Origin of the sequence: Aporhodopirellula aestuarii, assembly GCF_023701485.1 — a bacterium.
Taxonomy (GTDB): Bacteria; Planctomycetota; Planctomycetia; order Pirellulales; family Pirellulaceae; genus Rhodopirellula; species Rhodopirellula aestuarii.
Genome location: NZ_JAMQBK010000073.1, coordinates 28,156 through 51,206, shown reverse-complemented (window position 1 = coordinate 51,206; position 23,051 = coordinate 28,156). Strand labels below are relative to the sequence as shown.

Genomic DNA, 23,051 nt, shown 5'->3' with positions numbered 1-23,051 from the left:
TCTTTCTATAGCTTTTTGGGGGGTCGCATAGCATCGTCGTGTCATCATGACCCGACGTCCGCGTTCCCAACCGATTTGGTTCGCAATCCAATTTCGGAAACATTGATGGGGACAATCCCCATTTCTAGCGCGGGTGATCCCGGCTTGAATCGAAAGTCGCCATTCTCCGGATCAACGAACATCGGGTCGACCGACCGGCTGCTGGCATCGACGCCATCACGTCGAAGTCTCGCCAGTGTTTCTTCACCCAGTCGGGGTTCGGCTTTGCAGAAGTAGATGTTGTGGTCGGAATCGATATCTTTCATCCGCGCCGGCAGCCGTCCCCTGCGATCCTCACCGACTTTTCCGGTACCACCTCCGGGTTCGGAGATGAACGTACAGTCGGCCCGCGAAGAATAGAAAATGTTCCGCTTGTTTCTCGCGCCCTTCATCGGTCCTTCGACGATTTTCAGATAGACGCCCCGTGGTGCAATCACGTCAGCAATGATGTTGTTTTCAAGGCGATTGTTCAGCTTCAAAGTCACGCCCTGCGACTTGCATTGGTACATCAAATTTTCGGCGATTATGGTATCTTCCTGTCCTCCGTCGGTCCGGATCGCGCTTTGGCCATGGATGTCGGACACCAAATGGTGGATGTAGTTTCGGCGAATCACATTGCCCGGACCGCAGCCGCGAATGTAGATTCCATTGCCGTCACCCAGGATCTGCATTGCGTGGTGGATCTCGTTGTTCTCGATCACGTTATTACGCGTGTGCAGAAACGGTCGAACTTCGTCTGGCTCAGGATTTTTCGGCAGGTTTTCCAGCTCATGCCATCGGACGGTCCGCTGCGATTCGCGTTTGTTGCCCTGCGTGATAAAGCGGTGAACGATGCCTGAAACGATCAGCCCTGAATAGTTGGTGTGATGGATCAGGTTGTGTGCCACACGGTTTTCGCCACTCTGAGAAAGGAAAATCCCCGGTGACTGCCAGTAGATTTGTCCCACGTGATGAATGTCGTTGTTGTAGACGATGTTGTTCTTGTTCACGTCCTTCGTACCGGGTCCGTAACCACAAAGCAGAATGCCACCGCCACCCAGGTGTTCGATGCGGTTGCCAGTGATTTTGTTGTGCTGCCCATGCAGATCCACGCGGATTGCGCCGCTTCCGCTATGAAGAAAATGACACTGCTCGATGGCACAGTTCTCGGCACCGCGAAAACGAACGAGTGCATTGCCCTTGTCGAACATGTCCCAATCGTGCTGTAGGCCGGCATCGTCGCCAGCCAGCGTATAGCGTTCCCCATGCTGGAACGTGAGACCACGAAAACGCAGGTTGCGAACGGGAATATCTTTAGGCCCCTTCTTGTCGATTCTCCCCTCGACTCGGATGAACTCAATTAACCGCGGAGAGATGACAGGTGAATTCCCTGCGTCCCAAGGAGTCCGGGGCCACAGGTAGACCTTCCCTTCTTTCGTGTTGAGTGCCCATTCACCTGGCTTGTCGATTTCCTCCACGACATTCTCAACCCAGCAACCGATTTTGTTCATTCCATAGGTCGCAGGAATGGCAGTATGAGCAACTCTTTGCTTCTCATTCACTGAAACCAGGGGCAAGATATTCATGGTCCAAAGCCGAGTGGGGCGGACCACAATTTCGACGTCTTGCACATTCGGCCAATTCTTCAATTTTCCTTCTGGATACTGAAGCTCCGTCGCGTTGCCTTTGGGAACAAAACGCTCCGACCGAGCGCGCGGCAGCATTCCCCCGTCATCGTAAAGAGTGAGGAATCGATCAGAGGTGTTTGCTACCCACACATTTCCGCGAGCATTCTCAGGCAAACCAGGAAGATCTTCCGACACTTTCTGCCAGCCCTTGATCTCCCGGCCCGAACTCAGCACGGGAGTCTCATCGGGATAGGCGGCGTAGGTCACGGTCGCGTCGCTCTCGCCAGAATCTTCCACGCCAAAGACGACTGTTTCCGCCAGCGGGTACGTGCCTTCACGAAGCAGGACTCGAATGTCCGACTTCTTATGCTGCTTCAGGATGCGCACCGCATTGCGAGCCCGCGTGAGCGTAGCGAATGGGCCGTCCGTCCCCTCCGCATTGGGCTGGGCGAGCGTGCCCGACCATTGATCCGATCCCTTCGACGACAGATAAAAGTCCGCGTCTGGTGTGGCAGCGACGCCGAACCTGACGATCATCGTCATCATCAACAACAGCAGGCAAATCGATAGGTTTTTCATTTGATTGTGTTTCTCGTTTCGAGGACCTGCCGGATCGCAAATTCCGCTGTCATGCGTTGGATCTCCTTCACGCTGGGATTCGGATCTCCCCCAGCCTTTCGCCAGTTGTGACCAGCGTTCTTGACAATGATCATTGTGACATCTGCCCCGATCTTGTCGGCCTTTGTTTTCAAATGAGACGCGTGGGCAAACGGAATGGTTGCATCCGTATCGCCCTGAATGAGAAGGAGCGGCGGACTCTCTTTTTTGATCCAGTAGTAGGGGCTCATCTCCTCGTAGGCTTCCGGATTCTCCGCATAGCCTCCCGCTGATCCTGTAATCCTGGCACCAAAGCGATCCGGGTTCTTATCGGAGAGATCGGTCTTGAAGAGATCGACATCGGTGAAGTCCGTGGGGCCATACCAGGACATTCCGGCAATGGGTCGCACAGAAACGTCCGCGAGCGATTCGTCACCGATGAAGGCATCCGGATCGGCAAGCGTGAGCATCTGTGCAAGTTGCCCGCCAGCCGAGTCGCCCCACACCACGATTCGATCGGGATCAAGGCCATAGCGTTTCGCGTTCTTCTTTAAGAAACGCAACCCATCCATGGCATCGGTCACGCAGTCTCGCATCAGCACGCCGCTATTCTTTTTGCAGAGCCGATAGTTGATCGAAACGCAAGCGAATCCTTCTTCGGCGAATTGCTGGAACACCGGCAACATCAAGGGCAGCCCGCCCTTATCTTTGCTTCCGGCGGCCCATCCCCCGCCGTGCACGTAGTAGAGGACGGGCACCGCCCCCGAGTTGCCAGCCGGAGGCAGATAGATGTCTAGCTTGATCTGTCGTCCGTCAACCTGCTTGTAGGTGACGTCCAAGAATGTTGTTCCGGTCCAAGCCACTTTCGCATCATCTGCCGCCGCGACAGCTGTGCACAAACAGATTGCCGCAATGGCCATCACTTTGGTGAGGTAATTCATCGTCTTTTTGTATTCTTCTTGAGCTTTTCGAGGTGAGGTACTTTGTCCGCCCAATCGACGTTTCGATCAAAAAGCGCGGTGTAAGGCCGGTAGTTGTTGAACGAAATACCTTCCGACTTCCAATGGTCCAGGTGTCGGTCATAAACCGCCTGCATCTTCTTTAGGGCGACGTGGTAGTCGGGCACGCGAGCCAGCTCTCTCAACTCAAGCGGATCATTTCCAAGCTGATAAAGTTCTTCGGTTGGCTCAAAGCCTTCGGCTGCATAGGGCCAATAAATGTATTTCAGTTCCTTCGTCACAACGGCCATCGCGTGCGTGATGGGTGGTCCTGCTTGGTTGTAAACGTTGATCAATGCGAGCGATTCATGGATCGATTCCTGCGGATCGTCATAGAGTTGCATCAGATCCGCGCCATCAATGTTTTCAGGGACAGATAGACCCGCAAGCTTCAAAATCGTTGGGGCAAAGTCGATGTTGCCCGTCAGCGCATCACACCGCACTTGGTTACCGGAGTTTGGATGGCGTGGGTCGTAGATGATCAACGGAACACGCGAGGCCTCCTCGTATGGCAGCACCTTGGAGCCATAGCCGTGCGAACCGCAGAAGAAGCCATTGTCGGACGTGTAGATAATTACGGTGTTGTCTGCGGCGCCCTGTTCTCGAAGTGCGTCGCGGATCATGCCCACGGCGACATCAATCGCATAGATCTGTTGATGATACGTGGCCATGACGTTGTCGTAATCGTTGTGATAGCCCCACTCTTCGAAACGAACGTACTGACGTCCCTGCTTGCTCTGCTGGGAGAAATGCTCGCCATTTTCACGGCCATAGTTGTCCGGCTTCTTGAAGGTTTTGCCGGCGTAGACCGCATCGAATTTGGGATCCGGTGTGGTTGGCCGATGAGGCGCCTTAAAACTGATCGACAAGCAGAACGGCTTTTCGGACTTGGATACATCGCGAATGAAGTCGCGTCCGAACGCGCCGTACGAGAGTGTGGAGTGCGGGTACTCCTTCGCGTAGGCCGCCATCGATTCGTTCATTTTTGTTTCATAGAAGGTCTGTCCAGGGCCGCCGCCCCAGCGATCAAAATCATCGCTGGGCAAATCGAGTTTCGGCCCGTCGGGCGTGCTCCGCAGATCGAACCCGAACTTCCCAGCAAACGCGGTGGTGTACCCCGCATCACGCAACAGCATGGGATAAGATTTTCCCCAGATATCCGCAAGCATTTCGCCATGCTTGAAATTGCAGCCGTGCTTGTATTCATACATGCCGGTCATCACATTGGCGCGTGAGCCCATGCAGATGGCGGTGGTGTCATAGTGATTGTCGAATACCATCCCGGCGGCCGCGAGGCGATCGAGGTTAGGTGTCTTCACGTCGTGATTGCCGTAGCACCCCATGGTGTAGGTGCTCTGGTCATCGGACATCAGAAAGACAATATTCGGCCTGGCGTTGGGCCCAGCTGCTTGCACTGGCCAAACAGACAACCACGCGATGGCAAATAGAAAAGCGTATTTCATCTGGCTCTACCTTTTCCTCGCTGTTGCTTGCGGCGGGACCCGACCATAGGACGGGTCGTAAACGGGAATGCCCATACCTTGCGGCGTTTGCCAACCGGTCTTGGGTTGGTGCGTCACGTAGGCATAGTATGGGGTGGCCGTCAGATTGGGGCCAATGAAAACCGGCGCGAGCTCGGTGATTCCTCTTTTCAAGGAAACCTTGAACGTGACCTCTTTCGCTCCCTCAGGGATGTCGATCGTCTGGTCAATATCACCAATCCGCAAACGTGCCTGCTTGTAGTTGAATGCTTTGCCGTAGGTGCCATCGTTGATGCCCTTGTCGGCTTCGACCGGCCAGCGGCGGAGCGAAATTTCATACTCGCCGTCTTGCTCGACCTCGATCGCCCAGAACGATTCTTCTGCCACGGCGCCGTTCTTGATGTGATTCTGGTTCCATGGCGGAAGTTTATCAATCAGCCAGTCGTGGGAGGAAAGCGAGACGATGGGTGAACGGTCCGAACCGATGACCATGTAGCTGGTCAGGTCATGTTCCTGCGAAACGTCGTCCCAGAAAGCGTCGTATCGATCGCGCAGGCGTTTTAGTACTTCCGGGTGATTGGCGGCCAGATCGTTGGCTTGTTTGGGGTCGGATTTCAGGTCAAAGAGTTCCTCGCCGTTGACCAAACGCCAACGGCTATCCATCACGGCACTCTTGCGCCATTTGATCGGGTCGACCACCCGCTGCGATTCCACCACCAGGGATCGTTCCGCCCAGCCCTTGCCATCGGTATGCAGCAAGTTCGCGATGCTGCGGCCGTCAAATTCGATCTCGGGCGCCTCAAGATCGCATAGTTCGATGAAGGTCGGCAGGATATCGATGTGGGCGGTAAGATTTTCGATTGATTTCCCAGCCTCGATGTTTCCATCGGGCCAGCGGACGATGAACGGGACGCGGTGACCGCCTTCGTATTCGGAGTTTTTCATGCCACGCATGCCACCGTCGTACCCGCGTCCCCCTTTCAAGCCTCCTGCCGTTCCGTTGTCGGTCATGAAAACCAAGATCGTATTGTCGGCGATGCCTTGGTCATCGAGCATTTTCATGAGTTTGGCCATGTTGTCGTCGATGTTGGTGATCATGCCGTAGAACTCTGGGACGGAGACCTGCGGGTTCCCTTCGTAGGGCTTGCTATATTCCTCGGGACAGAAATATGGGCTGTGCGGGGCGTTGGTCGAGATATAAGCAAAAAACGGTTTGTCTTTGTTTGTCTCGATAAATTTCATGCCCTCATCGAACCAAACGTCGGTACAGAAACCTTCAAATCGCTGGTGCCTTCCGTTGACGATGTAGGTGTCATCAAAGTAGTCGTTGCCCCAGTAATCGGGTGCTTGGCCAACTCCGCCGGCTTCATGGTAAACGCAGTACTGGAAGCCCCGGTCTTGTGGGCGATAGGGATAGCAGTCGCCGAGGTGCCATTTACCAAACAGCCCCGTGGCATAACCATTAGCGCTGAAGACATCGGCCATGGTAGTTTCACGACGGCGCAACATGTTGCGCCCTTGAACGGTGTGCCAGACACCAACACGATCGGAGTAGCGCCCGGTCATCAGCGCCGATCGTGTCGGGGCACAGGTGGGATCGACGTGAAAGTTGTTCAGCAACGTTCCTTGCTTGGCCAACCTGTCGATATTCGGCGTCTTGATCGCGGGGTTGCCGGTGAAGGCCAGATCGCCGTAACCCTGGTCATCCGTGATGACGACGACAACGTTGGGTTGCCGTTTATCGTCAGAATAGACCGAGGGTACAGCGACCAAAACTAAAAGTGCAATTTGAAAGAGGCGTTTCATGTGCCTGTTGATTCTCATGTTGAAGATGCTGCTGGTCGCGGGACAATAGGTACGCTCCTGAGCGCCCCGGATCTCAATGATCGTGCGGAAAAAGACGATTGCGGTTTCAGTGGGAAAGCGAGCCAAGAATGGTTCGCGCCACTTCACCGCTCTGGGCGTTCCTACCCTGATTTGTTGAAGTGAACATTGCCCGGTGCGGTCCACCATTTCGTTTGAGTCAGCTTAATAGAGCGGTAGAGATCGTTGATGGGGATTCCCGGGTGTCCAAGCAGGATCTGTCTGGCCGCTTGGGTGTCCTTTTGTGCGTCACCTGCTACCCGGCCCGGTTCACCGTCAGGGACTGGCGTCGTCATTGCGATGATCAACTTTGCGTCGGGAGCGGGGGCCTTCATGTATTTAGCGATCTCGCCAACTTTCTTTTGGTAGACACCAAGCGATGAAACTTGCACTCCGTTCTTCTTGCCGAGCTTTCTGGCGGAGAGAGATTTCAAGTCGTGCAAACCGACGTTGAAATGGATCACGTCCCAATCGAACGCCCAAGGTCGATCAAGGCTTTCGTCTCTCATTGCCTCGTGCATTTTTCATTTTGGCGATGAAGGAACCCGAATCTCCGCCGTGGCAATACAGTCTGTACACATTTGTTTCACCATTGAGCCTATTCGCAGACGCGCCCGGTGTACATGATCGAGATCGAATCACCATGGATCAGCACATTGGACAAGGCCGGATCGTTTTCAACAAACTCAAACTCAAGATGCGTCACGAACCTACCTGGAGGCTTCGCCCACGCCTCCTTTGCCGATATTGCCGATATTGCCGATATTGATTGGCCCGACGAACTCACCTCCGAATCGGCTGCTTCATGCAACGAAAATTTGACCATCTGGCCTTCATCGGCTTGCGAACTAAGCGTACCGAGCGCCACAACCAGCACGGTGCGCGGCAAATTGTTCAGTTGCTGATAATTGTTTGGTCGCATTGGGCAAGTCCATGGTGTCACCTTAAGTCTGCGTCTATACACAGCCTGCTACGGTTTACCTCGAAGCGGCGGAAGCCATCCGTTTGGGCGTTCGCTCGCGCCTCTACTCGCCGAGCAGTTTCTGAGCGAGGGGAATCGAATGCTGGGTTCTGGATTGTCCCCTCACCGACAGTGTCAACGGCCCGCGACAAACACCTGGCGAAGGAAGTAGGCAAGCCTAATCTCGTAATTATAGAAGCGACGGTGACGCTCATAGGTGGCACGTGTCGCGTCTATTATTACTTCGTTGGCTGCGGAAAATCGCACCCAGATGTCTGCTGATCGCCCAAGCTCGCCAACCTATAGGCCGTCGTCCGACAACCCCTCCTCGACCAACCGATCTTCCATCGCCTTCAATTTCGCCTCGTAATCCTGAATCGCCGCCTTATCGCTAGTGTCGATGGCAGTACTATTTCCCTCATCGCAGCCAGCAAAGAATAAAACCGCACCCAAGCCCAATATACATACACGCAATTGCATAATCAAAATCTTTCAAAAGGTTGTTAGTTCAATTCGACTTACCGGGGACGACCAATTTTCGGAAGTGAAGACAGGAAAGCCTAGTCGACCCAAACTCTCCTGCCTTAATCAATCGCGAATGTCGCATCACAGCCTGTGGAGTAACACTACGTTTTGGTAGGAAATTCCGCAAACACTCTGCCCCTCATCAAATGAGAGGCTTTGGTCGCCAAACTTTCATCTTGCATGCTAACATGCTCGATAGAACCTCGGCTCCTTAGAAATCCTGGTCAATAACTTCTTTGTTAGCACGAGTTCCAAGTGCGCCCCAGAGCCCGTACGGACTTGGACGGCCTCCATCGCTGAGACTGTGAATCATTCGCGCGCGTGAGTCTCCGGCTTCAATCGAGTCCGTGATGAACTTAACCGCACCATCGGCCATGAGCACGTGAGCACCGCCTTGGTGTTGGCTAGAGACAGTGAAGATCGCTTGACCTCTCACCCCCGAGTTGTCGGGGCCACAGACCTCTCGGTTTGGAGGAAGAATCGTTGTGACGCTGGACATATGGTTCATAGCATCAGCCCACGCAAATCCCCGCCCCTTAAGATCGTTGGCCACCTGCCTTGAAGCGGCATTCCAGAATCGTGGGCGTGCTGCGTCGAGCAGATTGTCGTCGGTGCACCTGGAGGGGTTGTTGATTACATTGTTGCCTGACAATCCAGCCTCTGGAGGGACACCCCGTGAATCCTGATCTCCCAGGTAGGTAATGATCTCGCCCATCGCAATGGTGTTGGCCAGGCCATCAAGACAGTCACGGAAGGCCCCTTCGTCACGCGGCTTGAAGAACCCACGATTCCTGGCCCTTGCTTGCTCTCTTCTAGTCTGACTGATGATGACGCGAGAGCCTGCCCTTTGCCAGGGACCCGTATGGATTTGCCCAATCGCGTCGCCTACACAGGCTGCGTAGTTGGTCCTGCCAAGGGCCGGCAAGCCCTGCCCTGGATCGCTAGGGCAGCGGAAGGTCGGAATCCGAGTAATCCAGGGCTTGTATTGAATATTATCGGGGGACGGGCCCATCTCTCGCCAGGGAGCGCCCACATGGCCCCCATTAGCCGACGTATCCCCATCAGTCCGACCGATTGATGGATTGGAAATGGTCTCCCATAGCGACTGTTGCTCAACGAAGGGTGTGATGGATACGAGCATACTCAAACGCATGCTGCTACCTTTCCAACTACTTCTCCACCAGTAATTGGGTTTCCAAACGTAGTCACTGCCAGTCCCGTGCTTCGGCACCTTCTTGTAAGCACTGTGATAGTTGTGAATTCCGAGCCCAATTTGCTTGAAGTTGTTGCTGCAACTCATTCTGCGTGCCGCCTCGCGGGCAGCCTGCACGGCGGGCAGCAACAACCCCACCAGAACACCGATAATGGCGATCACGACGAGCAGCTCAACTAACGTGAACGCGCGTCGCCCTTTTGAGTAATTCATGGATACACCTCTAAGTAGAAAAATTGAACCTGTACAAAACAGTCAACCAGCATGGAAAACAGAAGGCCCACTGACTTGATGACCGGCCTACACGAGTTCGGATATCGCTGCAGTAGCAACCATTGACAGCTGGTTAAAGTTCAATGTTATACCACTACGAGCACCTAGTCTGTCCTCTCTTTGGATGACAAGCCAGCTTTTCTTGCTTTCACCAGTGCACGCATGAACACAGTCCTAGCGGGGCGTTCATAAACGACCCGCCATGGCTGTTGTAGTGGTCCGCTGTAATTTCTTTGATCAACCGCTTTGATGGATCGAGTGATAAACGTCTGGTAGCACTGATTTGGTGATCCCGTGCGCGGCAGAAGTCGAGTCGATAGATGCCCGATTCGCACGTCAAATCGGCACAGTCTGCAATGCGTACGATACGATGTCCCAAGAGACAACGGTCACTCGCTCTTCCCCGGGAACTTGAGATCCGTACGAGTTGCGACGAGAGTTGGAGCTTCCCGATGGCACTCCTTGATTCTGAGTCGCGCCGGGAAAGAAATCACCCCTGAACTGAATGGCACGGGCGTAAGCCTTCACGATCAATATGCTGTGGGTTTTGCTCCAGCAGGCAACAACCGGCAGTGCTAGCAAATATGAGGCGATAGTGCTCTGCATCTCGAGTTCCTTCAAGTGTGTAGTTGGACAATGGGGGAAGAGCTGCCGGTCACGATCGTCGACTTCCCGAATTACCAACGGATTGCGGGCGAAGCATCGAAAATGCACGAGGCGGGCTCGCCAATAAACGCTATCGCCGTGGCCCTGGAGATCGATCCATCGACTGTCAAACGTGCGATCGAGTGGGGGGCAAAGAACGACACTCGGTTCATCCCACCGGCCGACTTCAGCGTCCGACGCAAGAACCCCAACAGCAAGACGGAAAGGATCGGTCCCGAGGTCGTACGGTTACGAAACGAAGGCTTATCCTTCGTAGAGATCGCCAAGCGACTGAATACCTCCCAGGGAACCGCCTCACGAGCCTACAAGCAGTTTCACTCCGCCGAGAACCTCAAAGCCGTCAACGCGGGTAAGAACCTCAACACCGGCACCAATCACCGCAAGATCCCCGAGGAGAAGATCAACCAGATCCGCGACCTTCTCACCAACAGCAACCTCAGCAAACGAGAGATCGCCCGCCGAGCTGGAGTAAGTGCCTGGACCGTTCGCGATGAAAAGAAGCGGATGTCCGAAACAACAGGATAGGAATGCTCGTCGAAAGTGCTGCCTCAGAGCGCCGAACTCAAGTGCTCTGAGGACACTCGACTGGGGGTCTAACCTAGAGACACTTTCAGTTTCAATCCACGCGTCCCGTGAAGGACGCGACCTAGGGAGTTTGTAAGACCGCTCGATCTTACGGTTTCAATCCACGCGTCCCGTGAAGGACGCGACTCCAGGTGCGTGTTTTCCTCCAGATAATCCTCAATGTTTCAATCCACGCGTCCCGTGAAGGACGCGACCCCGTGCCGCCATATTTCGGCGACCGGTCGACCGTTTCAATCCACGCGTCCCGTGAAGGACGCGACGGGCCGTCATCTACGCTCGACAATCCAGCAGCCGGTTTCAATCCACGCGTCCCGTGAAGGACGCGACGTCCACTCCGTTCAACGGTGGGTTCAACAGCGAGTTTCAATCCACGCGTCCCGTGAAGGACGCGACCGAAATTTCCGAGCAATTGAAGAAGGATGCGGAGGTTTCAATCCACGCGTCCCGTGAAGGACGCGACCGGTGTGCCAAGTCCAGCAACAACATTTTCGCTGTTGTTTCAATCCACGCGTCCCGTGAAGGACGCGACCACTCTTGCCTCGGTATCAGTCGCCAGCACCAATGGTTTCAATCCACGCGTCCCGTGAAGGACGCGACGTGAAGCAATCCACGCGGTAACCCAACCGGCCATTGTTTCAATCCACGCGTCCCGTGAAGGACGCGACGTTCAGACACTTGCTGTTGTTGCCCACTGCTGTGAGGTTTCAATCCACGCGTCCCGTGAAGGACGCGACAATAAATTCATGGTCGTGGGGCTCCAGCTTATCCGTTTCAATCCACGCGTCCCGTGAAGGACGCGACCTGAGAAAGACGATCAATGAATTAACAGCAACGGGTTTCAATCCACGCGTCCCGTGAAGGACGCGACGTGTGTGACACACCAGCGAGTTTTGCTGCGTCCGTGTTTCAATCCACGCGTCCCGTGAAGGACGCGACAACAACGCGGGTTGTACTCAGTCCACAATAGGTGGTTTCAATCCACGCGTCCCGTGAAGGACGCGACGTGCCATGTGAGCCGTCAAGAATCCCTTCGGAGTGTTTCAATCCACGCGTCCCGTGAAGGACGCGACCGGTGTGCCTTCGTCGTCTTCATCACCTGTCGGGTTTCAATCCACGCGTCCCGTGAAGGACGCGACGCTTGCTGAGATCCTGGTTGGAGCCGGATTAGGCGTTTCAATCCACGCGTCCCGTGAAGGACGCGACATGTCGGGCGAGCCGCGTTAACTCGCGAAGGCATGTTTCAATCCACGCGTCCCGTGAAGGACGCGACCCCCCGGCAGGATTTGAACCTGCAACATCCGAATTAGTTTCAATCCACGCGTCCCGTGAAGGACGCGACTACTTCATTGACTGACTTTGAGATGTTTGCTCTACGTGTTTCAATCCACGCGTCCCGTGAAGGACGCGACTGTGTGCCTGCAACCTTTCAGCGTGTGCGCTTCGAGTTTCAATCCACGCGTCCCGTGAAGGACGCGACTTGCCGCGGTGCCAGGGGCATGCAAACCGTACGAGTTTCAATCCACGCGTCCCGTGAAGGACGCGACGCGATCTCAGCCGCGGTAGGCACATTGACTGTTACGGTTTCAATCCACGCGTCCCGTGAAGGACGCGACAAATGTTCGCCACCGTTACGCGCGAATTAACCGACGTTTCAATCCACGCGTCCCGTGAAGGACGCGACTGCGGCTATGGCGTCGATTCGCGATTCACGCCGTGTTTCAATCCACGCGTCCCGTGAAGGACGCGACCGATTGACGTTGATTACGGCTTCTTTGTCGAACGAGTTTCAATCCACGCGTCCCGTGAAGGACGCGACCCGACGACGACAGCGTATGGGATGAGCCCGTTACCGTTTCAATCCACGCGTCCCGTGAAGGACGCGACCGAGACGAATGGTTGGATGCTGCACGCAGGCGAGTTTCAATCCACGCGTCCCGTGAAGGACGCGACTCAAGGGCGACGAAGCCGAAACCGAGGAGCCGAAGTTTCAATCCACGCGTCCCGTGAAGGACGCGACGGCCCAATTGTTTGCTCTGCTTGTTTATTTACAACAGTTTCAATCCACGCGTCCCGTGAAGGACGCGACTAGCAGTGGAATCCGTTTTCGCCAGACGCGTACTTGTTTCAATCCACGCGTCCCGTGAAGGACGCGACGTCGAATCGCAATCAGCGATCCGGACGCGAGGAGGTTTCAATCCACGCGTCCCGTGAAGGACGCGACAGGCGAATCGCTCGGCGAGCCGCCGCGTGTCCATGTTTCAATCCACGCGTCCCGTGAAGGACGCGACCCTCGGTCGTTTTGCCAGCACGGATAGCCCGGCGAGTTTCAATCCACGCGTCCCGTGAAGGACGCGACGGCGAGAAATCGAATTTCAGTTCGCCGGTCGTGAAGTTTCAATCCACGCGTCCCGTGAAGGACGCGACTTGGTCACGATCAAGTACGGCCCTGACTTCAGCTTGTTTCAATCCACGCGTCCCGTGAAGGACGCGACCGTCCAGCAGTCTTTGTTCCCAAACACCCTTTAATGTTTCAATCCACGCGTCCCGTGAAGGACGCGACCAAAACCGATTCGGAAGACGCGTTGCGGATGGTCTTGTTTCAATCCACGCGTCCCGTGAAGGACGCGACCACCCAGTTTTCGGTCGGTCTTGGGTATGAAATAGTTTCAATCCACGCGTCCCGTGAAGGACGCGACCACCGGGGCGATCCGAGGTGACATCGGGCAATTTGTTTCAATCCACGCGTCCCGTGAAGGACGCGACGACGCGTCCGAAAAAGTCGACGGTGTGCCGTACGGTTTCAATCCACGCGTCCCGTGAAGGACGCGACATCGAACAACGACGACGGTGATGCACTCGGATAGTTTCAATCCACGCGTCCCGTGAAGGACGCGACCCGCAACCACGCTTTCGCTGTTGAATCCGCCGTTGTTTCAATCCACGCGTCCCGTGAAGGACGCGACGGGTGCCGATGCTCGGTGGCCGATCAGTGATCAGTTTCAATCCACGCGTCCCGTGAAGGACGCGACCGCGGTGGTCGCACAACGCAGCCACAGCAGCTTTTCAGCGTAGCAATTCGCGAAGCGGGGATGTAGTGCGGTATTGCCCAGCTTCTTTGGCAGTCGCAACCGATCAACATACCGTTCATAGTGGGATAATACGGCTTCCGCGAACCCGCCTGCTTTCGCGTGTGCGCTTTGGGTTCGCGGTCACGCCAACAACGTCCCACCGCTGAGGTCTGTCGAGGGGTTCGTACCAATGTGTTCGACCCGTTCACGCCAATGATTACCCAGCCGGTAGAAACGTAGACTGTCCTCGTCCGGCTCCATCGCCTCCACCAACCTTGCTCGGCATTCCACCCATTTTGCGTGATCCAAGTCCAGCTCGAAAACGCTGTTTTGAACCCGCTGGCCATAGTCCAAGCAAATTTTCGCGATCATGCGCAAACGGCGTTTTCCCGCAGTGCTGGCCGTGCTCACATCATACGTCACCAACATCACCATTGAAGTCACCTTTAAATCATGATCGTTTTATTCGGATCGCCAACCGAAATTTACTTCCAAATGAACGCCGGGTATTCGTCTAGGTCCCCTCGCAGATGCCGGGCAAGCAACCGAGCTTGCAGGTGCACCAACAGCCCCATCGTGGTTTTCTCACCCAAAAACGGGTGTTCGATAGTGTCTTGCTTTCGAGTTTGATACGCCGTCAATACGGTCTTGCGGGTTTTATCATCCATTCGCACCGCTCCCGACGAAGTCACGTCGAATCCCTTGGTGCTAACCTGTTTTCGATTGATTAGTGAGAATGCCAAACGGTCCGCCAAAACAGGGCGGAATTCCTCCATCAAGTCCAATGCACACCCAGGTCGACCGGGACGGTCTCGATGCAAAAATCCTACCGCTGCGTCGAGCCCGCATGCCTCGCAAGCACTACGGGCGTCGTGCGCCAACATCGCGTACAAGAACGACAGCAATGCATTGATAGGGTCCAAAGGAGGTCGTCTGGACCTTCCTTTCATTTGAAAACCCTCCACGGATGTCAAGTCGTCAAACGCCGCAAAGTACTTTGACGCCGACTCGCCCTCATAACCACGTACCGTATCCGCGTCATCAGCCTTCGCAACTCGACGTAGGATCGGTGCGAGATGTTTGGCAGCCAGCTTCAACCGGCTTGATCGCTCCTCCTCATTGGCGTCACGAGCCGCTCGCAGCAGCACACTGCGGCAATTTGCGATCTTACCGGAGATGCAATTACGAGCGATCCGTGCGGTCACCTCAGAATCATCAGCTGCCCGATACTGTTGACGTCGCAGCAACACGTTGCCGGGGGAAAACCCGACCACAGCGGCCCGGAATCGCCCATGCGGGGACATCAATGAAATCGATACACCGGCATCGGCACAAGCTGCGGCCAACTGCGAGCTGAATCCGACACGACCGAAGCATACGATGCCATCCAGATTGTGTAATGGCACCCGAAGCAAGGTTTTCTTTTCGAAACGCACTTGTACGGCCGCACCGTCTTTCGCTAGATAGCTTCCTTCGGTCGTGACGAACAGTGTGTTGAGATGTCGTTTCATTCAATCGTCGTTTCGTCTCGAAGATTGGACAACAACTGCCGGCTCATAAACCTCGCAACGCTACGGTTGCCGGCAGTGGCGTCAGGCAAACAGAGTTCAATTAGTGAACACTTATCGCAGGCCTTCGTGCGAATCGCGGGGGGTGTAATGCGACCGTCCACCATCGTCCGCAGGGCATCGATTGTTTGCATCGTGCGTTGACGAAGCTTGCCATCAAAAGCCACGTCAGTTCGCCGCCGTCGAACGCCGTAAAAGAGCGCACCTTCGGTCACCTCGGTGGAGCACATTTCCTCCAAGCACAAAGCTTGAGCACATAGCTGAACACGGTCGCAATCATTCGCCTTGGGTTTGCCACGCTTGTACTCGACCGGGACGATCCGCGTGGACGGGGGCGAGCCAGCCGAATGGTGAAATTCGACGATGTCGGCCTTGCCGATCAACCCCAATGCAAGCGACCGAATTGGTAACGCGCGTTCGACACGAACACGAACGCCATCGTCGTGCGGGCGTGTCTCATGCGTCGGCGAATCGGCCTTCTCGTGTAACAACAAACCTTCCATCGTCAGGTGGTTTTCAGCCCAAACTTGTTCGAGGTGAATCAACGCACATTGCCGAGGGCAGAACAGGTAATGTTGCAACGCGGAAATGGGAAACAAATCATCATCGTGGTAGGTCATGGTTCTCGCGGCCTTAAAATCGGATGTTGCCTGGATTCACGTCGGCGATGTGGATCCCCATCCAGCGAAATTCCTCAAGAATCTCTTCCACGGCAGGCCAATTGTCCTCAAAGTCCTCCGATTTTTCCTCTCGCCAATCCCGCCACACTTCGGGCGTGTAGTCTGGCGGGCAGTCCAAATAGGCACCTCCGAAATCGAGACAGAATGGAGGTTTGACTGTGGACATCTCGATGACAAGCAAATCGTCGTCGTACGCAAGCAATTGCGGGACTTGATGCCCGCGAACTTCGGATACTTCCAGATCTTGCAGGCGGAGGTAAACGCCAACTTCGCGATCGTAAGCTATTTGACGGAGATGAAACTTGACTGCATAAACACTGGGATGACGTGGCTTTTTTGCAGTGAAAACGGTACCCTGGGTACCGGTGCCGAGTGATCGCCGCAGCACGGCCTCATGCTTTCGGCAGTATTCTTCGATCTGTTCTTCATAACCAACGGGTAAATCCATGATCGCCTCGAACCTTCCTCGATCAGCCGAAGTTGAGTTGTGGTTGCATTGTGGCGGGAAACGATACGAACTGGGGCAGGTCGGCGGCGACTTTGCCATCCTTACCAAACACGAGTCGATCGTTGGCGGCGAAGCGGTCGTCGAGACGATCATCGACGGACAGTCGGATTGCTTTCCTGTAGGAGTCATCCAAAGCCACTCAGCGGAATCAAAGCGGATCATATTCTCGGCGCCTTCAACGTAAGACGCTCATAGTGATTGAATACCGCGTTGAAGCGTCTCGATCAAACAAAATCAATCAAAACATCCGATGAATTGAGATCCCTGCGGGTAGGTTGGCTTCGTCGATCTGGACGTCATAGTCATCGCTCGAACGTGCTGGCGTTGTGGCATCCCTTAGGACAACACTGACACGTTTTTGCAACTGATGAGCCGGGGCGTTGCCTAAGGTGTCGTCGTGTTGAAACACGACCAATGCTTGCGGCGTCATCTGCCCACGACTGGCTGAACGATCCAGTTCGAACATATTTTGAAGCGACTTCCAAAACAGTTGCAAATCGTCTTCGCCGAATCCAGTTTGACGTGCGAAGAATGGATTGATGAACCCGTGGCAACGATACAGGCCATAAGGAACCGTAAACTTCCGCCCCATCGTTCGGTTGTCGCCGTCTTGCTTTTCCGCCTCTTTCTCCGTGGCAACAGCGCAACGCGTAATTGAATGTTCCAGCGACACGATCGGGTCAATGCTTCGTGAGAATGCCATTTGAACCGGACCACGGACTTGGCCACAATTGACTTTGGTACTCATCACCGCACCGAACGCACGAACGTCATAAAAATTTTGACACATCCAATCGCGACACTGATCAACTTCAGTGCGTTTCGCCTTCGACGCGTCCAGTTTCAACGCTTCGTAGGCTCGCGAGTGTTGGTTGTTCAACACCGCACGTTCTTTTACATAGATTTCAAATGGTGGCGTCTCGTCCTTCACATTGGCCACGAAGTTACGGATTTTGCGTTTCAAACAAACATCGGTAACAAGCCCGTGTCCGGTTTCGGGATCAACACGTGGAAGGTTGCCTGCGTCCGGGTCTCCGTTGGGGTTACCGTCAGTGACATCAAACAAGAAAACAAAATCGTATCGGTGGTCCATGATGAATCCTTGGAAAGTTGAATCAAAATTGAGTAAAGGGTGCAAAAGACTACTGAGTGGCTTCCGTCGGTTATTCTTTCTTCGTGAAGAAGTCTTGCCGCTGGTGGTAATAACCGATCGAAAACAGACCCTGGTCGATGATGCCAAGATGTGACGGGAAGTCATGCAGTCGTCCCATGATTTCTTGGATTCGTTTTTCGGCGACGACCTTCTTGCCGCCTTCGAGCTTACCGATGTGGTGCTGGTTCATTCGGATGAGTCGAGGGAACACCGTTCCAGGTGTGGCGGATGCCGCACCGAAGTAGCGGTCTTTGATCGTAGCATTGAGGCCGGGCAGGGCATCTTCTTGCGCTCTCTCGAGGCACGCGAACAGACGCCCGAGTTGATAGGCCGGATCGGGACGTTCAGGGTCGAGCATGACGGAAATCTCCTTTTGATGGTTATGGTTCAATATCGCTTTGATCGTGGCTGCCTTGACGTGCCGGATCTCCTGTTCGGCGCGAATTCGACGCAGGATCGCGGCGAGCAGAGCCTCGGGATAGTGACCGCCCGTCAGTACACTGCGAAGTAAAGCACCACCCAACAACGGCGGCACTTCTTTAGATTCTCGGGCCGTTTGAGCGAGGATCATCCACAGCGGAATCCAATCGGAATCCTTGCCGCTACGAACGATTTCAAGCCTTCGCTGATGTTCGGCAACACGGCCGACCATTTCGATCGCCGAGCCCGAAATCCAAAACCGAATCGATAATCGTGATGCGTTCGGGGACAAACCGAGTACATGGAACGCGGCACCGGGTTCCGGCAAGACGGCGTTGCCGTTCACGGCTTGGCTGAGCACATTACCAATCGCGGCGGCCCGCGAATCGTCTTCAAACCGTCCGGGATCAAGCCCGAACGAAAAGACATCTTCGGCGACTGGGTCTTTCGCTTCGGACCAGAATACACACGTCGCGTCACCGACTTGGATGGTCCGACTGTTCTTGCGATCGAGCAAGTGATTCAGTGCAGTGGCATATTTGAACGCGGCCTGTTCGCCGACCGGTGAATTGAAACTTTGGGTTTTGCCGAAGCTTTCGAATGACGATTTGTTAAACGAGACAATCGAGGCACCCGAAGATTGAGCGTCGCGGACCCCTTTTATACTGCCGTGCAAGCGAGCCAGTGATGTACGCTCACCAGTAACCAAGCAAATTCCTGATATCTCATCACTATCGCGGTTCGCCTGGTAGTGCGACCAAAACCGACGCAGTTCGCTAGATTCGTGCAAAAAGTCTCGCTCGCCGTCAATCCGAAAAACGCCAAATCCCGTTCCTAATTCGTCAATCAACGTCCGTTGCTCAACTGGCAGCTTTTCCGGTTCCCAAGCTGAATAGAATTGGCAGAGAACAGCGTAGTCATCATCATCAATCGAATCTGCAAACGCCAAGTGCGTTTTCTTCGATGCTTCGAAACATTTCAAAACGCGATCGACTTTCTTCAGTCGCTTCTTTCGATCTGAATCACTTTCATCGTTGGGCGGATCACGAAGTTCCGGTGACAGGTACCCCAGTAGATACTCCGCTTTGTCCCACAGAAACATTGCTTTGACGCCGCTGGTTCGTCCTTCGAATGGCAACTGAAGTGACCGCGGAACCTTGCGTTTTCCATCGATCGATCGCAGATCATTGATTGCGGCAACACTTCCATCGCGAGAGAGTACAATTTCAAACGTGACTTTTTGCGGCGAAAAACCTTGCTGAGCGATTTCGATTTCTGGGTCCGCGTCGATAACGTCGTAGTACTCACACAAACGTTGCAGAATCATGAACGCACCTCGTTACTTTGAATCTGCGGAACGTCAATCACGCCGTCGACCATGGTCGCGCGAAAGAAGCGAGGTGTCATCTGATTATCAAAGTCGATGTCGTGCAGCATGAACCCCAGATCATGTATACCAATTAACGATTCATCCACCGATGCCCTATCGCCTTCGTGCCACGCAAAATCCGCGACGAATTCTCGGCAACCGAGATAGGGTTGTTGGAAGCACTGACCTTTCGATGCACGTCGCTTGAACATCTCAAAGTGCTTTTGTGGCGACTCGTTTCCATTTCGGACTTCGTAGTGTGCTTCGATCACATACTCGACATCTTGCAAAAGTGTCGCGGCACGTTGTTGCCGATCGTCTTCGATGACTTGCATCAGCGGTTCGGTTTTCGAACCGTTTAAGTACGGTTTGAGCGACCGTTCGGACGGCCCAACGCTGCCGAGTTCGTTTCGACGAATGTTCGTAAAGCGAATCGGTTTGAGAACGTGCAAGCGATCAACCACCCAAACGATCTGCGGCTTCCAATAGATGGATTCCAGTATCCCCCGTGCCGCCGAAGGTGTGATCACGTCATAAGACACACGCTCGACCTTCATCTCGGGCCGGGTGAAACAGGCAAGGATGCCCCAAATTCGTAAAGCAACGCGGTTTTTTGATAAATCCATCGGTTCCCCTGGTAACTTGCAACTTCGCGTTAGTTCTATATGTACCTAATCCCAGTGTCAAGGGTTGTAACCAAACAATTTGTCGCGAGACTTAAACGCATCATCGAGAATGCAGCCGGCTGACCTCCACATTTTGGTGGCACCGGCTTCCTTTCTTTGGTTGGGAGCAACCGAATCCCACGTCGCTGGGTCACCAGCGTGGATTGAAACGCGTTAGTTCTGTACGTCAGGAAAGATCGATAGCCGCAGCGGCATTGCCGCTGCGGCTTTCCAATGAACTGCAAGGGCGTGGATGCCCAATCTAGATCCATCTCATCTCTTGCCCGATCAATGCCTCAACACATGTAGTCCTCCGGTGGTACAATGCCGTCCGCTTTCAAGAGCATCAAGCCAAGTTTGTCATCGTACAAATGTCGCTGCGTTAGCGTGTGGTAACCGTGAAACGACAACAACGCGCCGGCGGCATCAAGTTGCACTAATTCATGACGACGTAGGTTGATCGAATATCGTTGCAAATGACGTCTCAGCTTTCGGTCGGGTGGATAGTCCGATTCGCTTAAGCTGCGGATTAACTGCTTCCCCTTCTCCCACGGCACATACAGGGTTTCGGCTTCCTCATCAATAAAGCGATAGCGATCGGCAATCTGACGAAACTGAAATTCCATTCGGCTTGGATCGCGACCGATCGCGTCCATCACTTGGCGGAAATCCCAGCGATCTTTCTGTTGCCAATAGTGCATGCGAAAATACGCTTCGATGGCTTCCGGACTGAGCAAATCGTCGTAATGACGAGCGATCTCCAGCCCATGATCGGCCGACATCCGCAGCGTCCCCGGTGGCGGTCGTCGCTCGCCCTGGAAATAGTACACGTTGCCAATGGCAGCGCGCCCTTCACGGTTGCAGCGTCCAGCAGCTTGCGTTAACGAATCAATTCCACATGCATCGCGGAACACGACCGGAAAGTCGACATCTACGCCAGCTTCAATCAACTGAGTGCTAATGACACGACACGGCGTTCCATTGTCCAGTCGCGGGCGAATCTGGCTATTGAGTACGTCCAATCGGTGGGCCGCGCACATGCGGGTACTCAAGTGGAAATTCGCTTCTGACTCATCCAATGCGGCAAACAGTTTGCTCGCGTGAGGCCGAGTGTTGACGATGCAAAGGGTCTGATTTTCGGCCTCGATCCGAGCAATGAGGTCCTCATCGTTCAGTTTGCCGATCGCACGAACAGTCGTCCGACGCAAGCGGTCATGCAGTTTGGCAGACGTTGGAATGATGTCGCGGATGCCACGCAAACCGATTGCAAAGTCGCCTTTCCATTGCAGTGCGGGCTGAGTGGCTGTGCAAAGCACTACAGTGCAACCGAACGACTCGACCAATTCGCGAATAGCCAACAAGGTAGGCGTCAACAATTCGACAGGTAGCGATTGCACTTCGTCTAAGATGATGACCCGCCGAGCAATCCGGTGGAGTTTGCGACAGCGAGAGGTGCGGCACGCAAACAAAGATTCAAAGAGCTGATTGTTGGTGGTAATCACCACCGGTGCGTCCCAATTCTCCGACTGAAGGCGACTTTGAGTGGTCTCTTGTTCCGGATCGGTATTGCTGTGATGCTCGAGCACCACACCCTCACCGAGCGATTCGAAAACACCTCGATACACCTTCGCATTCTGTTCGATAATGCTGGTGAATGGGATGCCGACGATAACGCCATCCAGCCCGTGACGCACGGAGTGCCGCAGAGCGAATTGCAATGACGAGAGCGTTTTGCCGCCACCGGTGGGGACGTTGAGCGAAAACAATCCGGGGACAAGTTCAGCCGCGTCAATACACGCTTCGCTGACTTGATCGCGAATCTGATTGACCGGCGACGGCTTAGCGCCAGATCGAAGACGGTTCAGATACCCGTCGAGCGTTTCTGCCAAATCGTCCATGCTCGCCGAACCGCTCTGGCGATTTCCCGACTGCTCCGGCGACATAAACGCTTCGGTAGCCAAGAAGTCAGCGTCGACCAACGCGGAAAACATCATACGAATTACACAGCAGATTCGGAACGAAGCGATACGATGCCGACAATACGTCTCATATGCTTCCGGCGGTCGCACAGGAATTGTTGCCGGAAGCCTGAGGGATTCCAGGTGCTTCGTCGCTTCAGATTGCCAACGCGGCACCTGTTTTTCGAGCCTTTGCTTCAATCCTGATCGCCCTGTCGCGACGTCCCAATCGGGCAAACCCGTGTGATGCCCTGCCAATGCATAAGCAATCAGTTTCCCAAAAGGCGAAGGGCTACCAATGGCGAGCTGAGCGCCAGCAGTCGAATGATCGACTTTGCCCGAAACTTCTGAACCGTGAACATCGCCGGCGCAAGCCAAGTAGTTTTGAAATTCGTCGCTATACTTGCCAACGTCATGCCAACGGCCGAGCAGGTCTCCCCAAGCAGCAAGCCCAGAATCAATGCGTTTGAGAAACCCTTCAGAAAGAGCAGCAACCGCCTGTTCATGATTTTCGATTGGCTCCCATAAATCACGATCAGGATTGCAGGGAAGGCTGTGCGCGTAGCGGGACATAGCAGCTGGCGAGAGAACAGATCAAGGAAAGCCAAAATTTTAGCACTTGCCGTGACACGTTTGGTCACTCGTCCGCCGAAAGTAACTCAACCGCGCAACTACACATGCGAGCAATATTATTGCGAACACGAAAGCGTCAGACGCATTGAAGCCATTCACGAGCGTGTTTGCGGTCTCTCGAACACGCTCCAGTGTGCATCACAAAACCGCACGTTGAGATACACAAACCACTTCCTCCCCCAGGCATCGTGATTCCAACAAGTGGAATACTACATGAGTAC

The 23,051-nt window shown here is 54.4% G+C and carries 17 protein-coding genes and 1 CRISPR repeat array; of the genes, 2 read left to right on the top strand and 15 right to left on the bottom strand.

The window, feature by feature from the left end; translation table 11 throughout:
- Positions 1 to 44: 44 nt before the first annotated feature.
- The 7 genes from NB063_RS25295 to NB063_RS25265 all read right to left on the bottom strand — a co-directional run bounded on the left by NB063_RS25295 (position 45) and on the right by NB063_RS25265 (position 9,497).
- Positions 45 to 2,225 carry a right-handed parallel beta-helix repeat-containing protein gene (locus tag NB063_RS25295; protein ID WP_250931821.1) on the bottom strand — a complete coding sequence of 727 codons (2,181 nt, stop codon included), beginning with the start codon at positions 2,223 to 2,225 and terminating at the stop codon, positions 45 to 47.
- Positions 2,222 to 3,184, bottom strand: coding sequence for an alpha/beta hydrolase (locus NB063_RS25290; RefSeq protein WP_250931820.1), 963 nt, complete (start codon positions 3,182 to 3,184; stop codon positions 2,222 to 2,224). The genes NB063_RS25295 and NB063_RS25290 overlap by 4 nt, the downstream gene beginning before the upstream one ends.
- Complete coding sequence (locus NB063_RS25285) at positions 3,181 to 4,704, bottom strand: sulfatase family protein (protein ID WP_250931819.1); 1,524 nt, start codon at positions 4,702 to 4,704, stop codon at positions 3,181 to 3,183. Before NB063_RS25285 ends, NB063_RS25290 begins: the two co-directional genes overlap by 4 nt.
- 6 nt (positions 4,705 to 4,710) lie before the next feature.
- Positions 4,711 to 6,528 (bottom strand): arylsulfatase, encoded by a 1,818-nt coding sequence (locus NB063_RS25280; protein ID WP_250931818.1) that lies wholly within the window; start codon positions 6,526 to 6,528, stop codon positions 4,711 to 4,713.
- 161 nt (positions 6,529 to 6,689) lie between these two features.
- Complete coding sequence (locus NB063_RS25275) at positions 6,690 to 7,094, bottom strand: SGNH/GDSL hydrolase family protein (protein ID WP_250931817.1); 405 nt, start codon at positions 7,092 to 7,094, stop codon at positions 6,690 to 6,692.
- Between the two features lie 89 nt (positions 7,095 to 7,183).
- Complete coding sequence (locus NB063_RS25270; protein WP_250931816.1) at positions 7,184 to 7,507, bottom strand: hypothetical protein; 324 nt, start codon at positions 7,505 to 7,507, stop codon at positions 7,184 to 7,186.
- Positions 7,508 to 8,282: 775 nt separating this feature from the next.
- Entirely contained in the window at positions 8,283 to 9,497 is a 1,215-nt protein-coding gene (locus NB063_RS25265) for a DUF1559 domain-containing protein (protein WP_250931815.1), read from the bottom strand.
- A gap of 681 nt (positions 9,498 to 10,178) precedes the next feature.
- Between NB063_RS25265 and NB063_RS25260 the strand changes: the two genes are divergently transcribed.
- On the top strand, positions 10,179 to 10,748 hold the full coding sequence (locus NB063_RS25260) for a COG3415 family protein (RefSeq protein WP_250931814.1): 570 nt from the start codon (positions 10,179 to 10,181) through the stop codon (positions 10,746 to 10,748).
- A gap of 88 nt (positions 10,749 to 10,836) precedes the next feature.
- Positions 10,837 to 13,837: a CRISPR direct-repeat array (repeat unit 33 nt; unit sequence GTTTCAATCCACGCGTCCCGTGAAGGACGCGAC).
- A 180-nt stretch (positions 13,838 to 14,017) separates the two neighbouring features.
- Here NB063_RS25260 and cas2 read toward each other — a convergent pair.
- The 4 genes from cas2 to NB063_RS25240 are packed head-to-tail and all read right to left on the bottom strand — an operon-like array spanning position 14,018 to position 16,572.
- The gene (gene cas2 / locus NB063_RS25255; RefSeq protein ID WP_250931833.1) at positions 14,018 to 14,311 is read right to left on the bottom strand and encodes a CRISPR-associated endonuclease Cas2; all 294 of its coding nucleotides are present in this window, start codon (positions 14,309 to 14,311) and stop codon (positions 14,018 to 14,020) included.
- Between the two features lie 50 nt (positions 14,312 to 14,361).
- Positions 14,362 to 15,387, bottom strand: coding sequence for a type I-C CRISPR-associated endonuclease Cas1c (gene cas1c / locus NB063_RS25250; protein ID WP_250931813.1), 1,026 nt, complete (start codon positions 15,385 to 15,387; stop codon positions 14,362 to 14,364).
- Positions 15,384 to 16,064 carry a CRISPR-associated protein Cas4 gene (gene cas4, locus NB063_RS25245; RefSeq protein ID WP_250931812.1) on the bottom strand — a complete coding sequence of 227 codons (681 nt, stop codon included), beginning with the start codon at positions 16,062 to 16,064 and terminating at the stop codon, positions 15,384 to 15,386. The genes cas1c and cas4 overlap by 4 nt, the downstream gene beginning before the upstream one ends.
- Before the next feature lie 13 nt (positions 16,065 to 16,077).
- The gene (locus NB063_RS25240) at positions 16,078 to 16,572 is read right to left on the bottom strand and encodes a hypothetical protein (protein ID WP_250931811.1); all 495 of its coding nucleotides are present in this window, start codon (positions 16,570 to 16,572) and stop codon (positions 16,078 to 16,080) included.
- Between NB063_RS25240 and NB063_RS25235 the strand changes: the two genes are divergently transcribed.
- Positions 16,571 to 16,816 carry a hypothetical protein gene (locus NB063_RS25235; protein ID WP_250931810.1) on the top strand — a complete coding sequence of 82 codons (246 nt, stop codon included), beginning with the start codon at positions 16,571 to 16,573 and terminating at the stop codon, positions 16,814 to 16,816. The genes NB063_RS25240 and NB063_RS25235 overlap by 2 nt on opposite strands.
- 54 nt (positions 16,817 to 16,870) lie before the next feature.
- Here the strand turns inward: NB063_RS25235 and cas7c are convergent, their stop codons facing one another.
- From cas7c to cas3, 4 genes are all read right to left on the bottom strand, one after another.
- Complete coding sequence (gene cas7c, locus NB063_RS25230) at positions 16,871 to 17,725, bottom strand: type I-C CRISPR-associated protein Cas7/Csd2 (protein ID WP_250931809.1); 855 nt, start codon at positions 17,723 to 17,725, stop codon at positions 16,871 to 16,873.
- Positions 17,726 to 17,795: 70 nt separating this feature from the next.
- Positions 17,796 to 19,532 (bottom strand): type I-C CRISPR-associated protein Cas8c/Csd1, encoded by a 1,737-nt coding sequence (gene cas8c, locus NB063_RS25225; protein ID WP_250931808.1) that lies wholly within the window; start codon positions 19,530 to 19,532, stop codon positions 17,796 to 17,798.
- Complete coding sequence (gene cas5c / locus NB063_RS25220; protein WP_250931807.1) at positions 19,529 to 20,200, bottom strand: type I-C CRISPR-associated protein Cas5c; 672 nt, start codon at positions 20,198 to 20,200, stop codon at positions 19,529 to 19,531. The genes cas8c and cas5c overlap by 4 nt, the downstream gene beginning before the upstream one ends.
- 335 nt (positions 20,201 to 20,535) lie before the next feature.
- A complete protein-coding gene (cas3, locus tag NB063_RS25215) occupies positions 20,536 to 22,770 on the bottom strand; it encodes a CRISPR-associated helicase Cas3' (protein ID WP_250931806.1) in 2,235 nt (744 codons plus the stop codon).
- Positions 22,771 to 23,051 lie beyond the last annotated feature (281 nt).

What these genes read in the sequence shown, in the direction of transcription:
- cas5c (WP_250931807.1), bottom strand. Translation starts at nt 20,200, where the DNA reads ATGGATTTATCAAAAAACCGCGTTGCTTTACGAATTTGGGGCATCCTT.
- NB063_RS25270 (WP_250931816.1), bottom strand. Translation starts at nt 7,507, where the DNA reads ATGCGACCAAACAATTATCAGCAACTGAACAATTTGCCGCGCACCGTG.
- NB063_RS25290 (WP_250931820.1), bottom strand. Translation starts at nt 3,184, where the DNA reads ATGAATTACCTCACCAAAGTGATGGCCATTGCGGCAATCTGTTTGTGC.
- NB063_RS25235 (WP_250931810.1), top strand. Translation starts at nt 16,571, where the DNA reads ATGATCGCCTCGAACCTTCCTCGATCAGCCGAAGTTGAGTTGTGGTTG.
- cas2 (WP_250931833.1), bottom strand. Translation starts at nt 14,311, where the DNA reads ATGGTGATGTTGGTGACGTATGATGTGAGCACGGCCAGCACTGCGGGA.
- NB063_RS25280 (WP_250931818.1), bottom strand. Translation starts at nt 6,528, where the DNA reads ATGAAACGCCTCTTTCAAATTGCACTTTTAGTTTTGGTCGCTGTACCC.
- NB063_RS25265 (WP_250931815.1), bottom strand. Translation starts at nt 9,497, where the DNA reads ATGAATTACTCAAAAGGGCGACGCGCGTTCACGTTAGTTGAGCTGCTC.
- NB063_RS25240 (WP_250931811.1), bottom strand. Translation starts at nt 16,572, where the DNA reads ATGGATTTACCCGTTGGTTATGAAGAACAGATCGAAGAATACTGCCGA.
- cas8c (WP_250931808.1), bottom strand. Translation starts at nt 19,532, where the DNA reads ATGATTCTGCAACGTTTGTGTGAGTACTACGACGTTATCGACGCGGAC.
- NB063_RS25285 (WP_250931819.1), bottom strand. Translation starts at nt 4,704, where the DNA reads ATGAAATACGCTTTTCTATTTGCCATCGCGTGGTTGTCTGTTTGGCCA.
- NB063_RS25275 (WP_250931817.1), bottom strand. Translation starts at nt 7,094, where the DNA reads ATGAGAGACGAAAGCCTTGATCGACCTTGGGCGTTCGATTGGGACGTG.
- cas4 (WP_250931812.1), bottom strand. Translation starts at nt 16,064, where the DNA reads ATGACCTACCACGATGATGATTTGTTTCCCATTTCCGCGTTGCAACAT.
- cas7c (WP_250931809.1), bottom strand. Translation starts at nt 17,725, where the DNA reads ATGGACCACCGATACGATTTTGTTTTCTTGTTTGATGTCACTGACGGT.
- cas3 (WP_250931806.1), bottom strand. Translation starts at nt 22,770, where the DNA reads ATGTCCCGCTACGCGCACAGCCTTCCCTGCAATCCTGATCGTGATTTA.
- NB063_RS25295 (WP_250931821.1), bottom strand. Translation starts at nt 2,225, where the DNA reads ATGAAAAACCTATCGATTTGCCTGCTGTTGTTGATGATGACGATGATC.
- cas1c (WP_250931813.1), bottom strand. Translation starts at nt 15,387, where the DNA reads ATGAAACGACATCTCAACACACTGTTCGTCACGACCGAAGGAAGCTAT.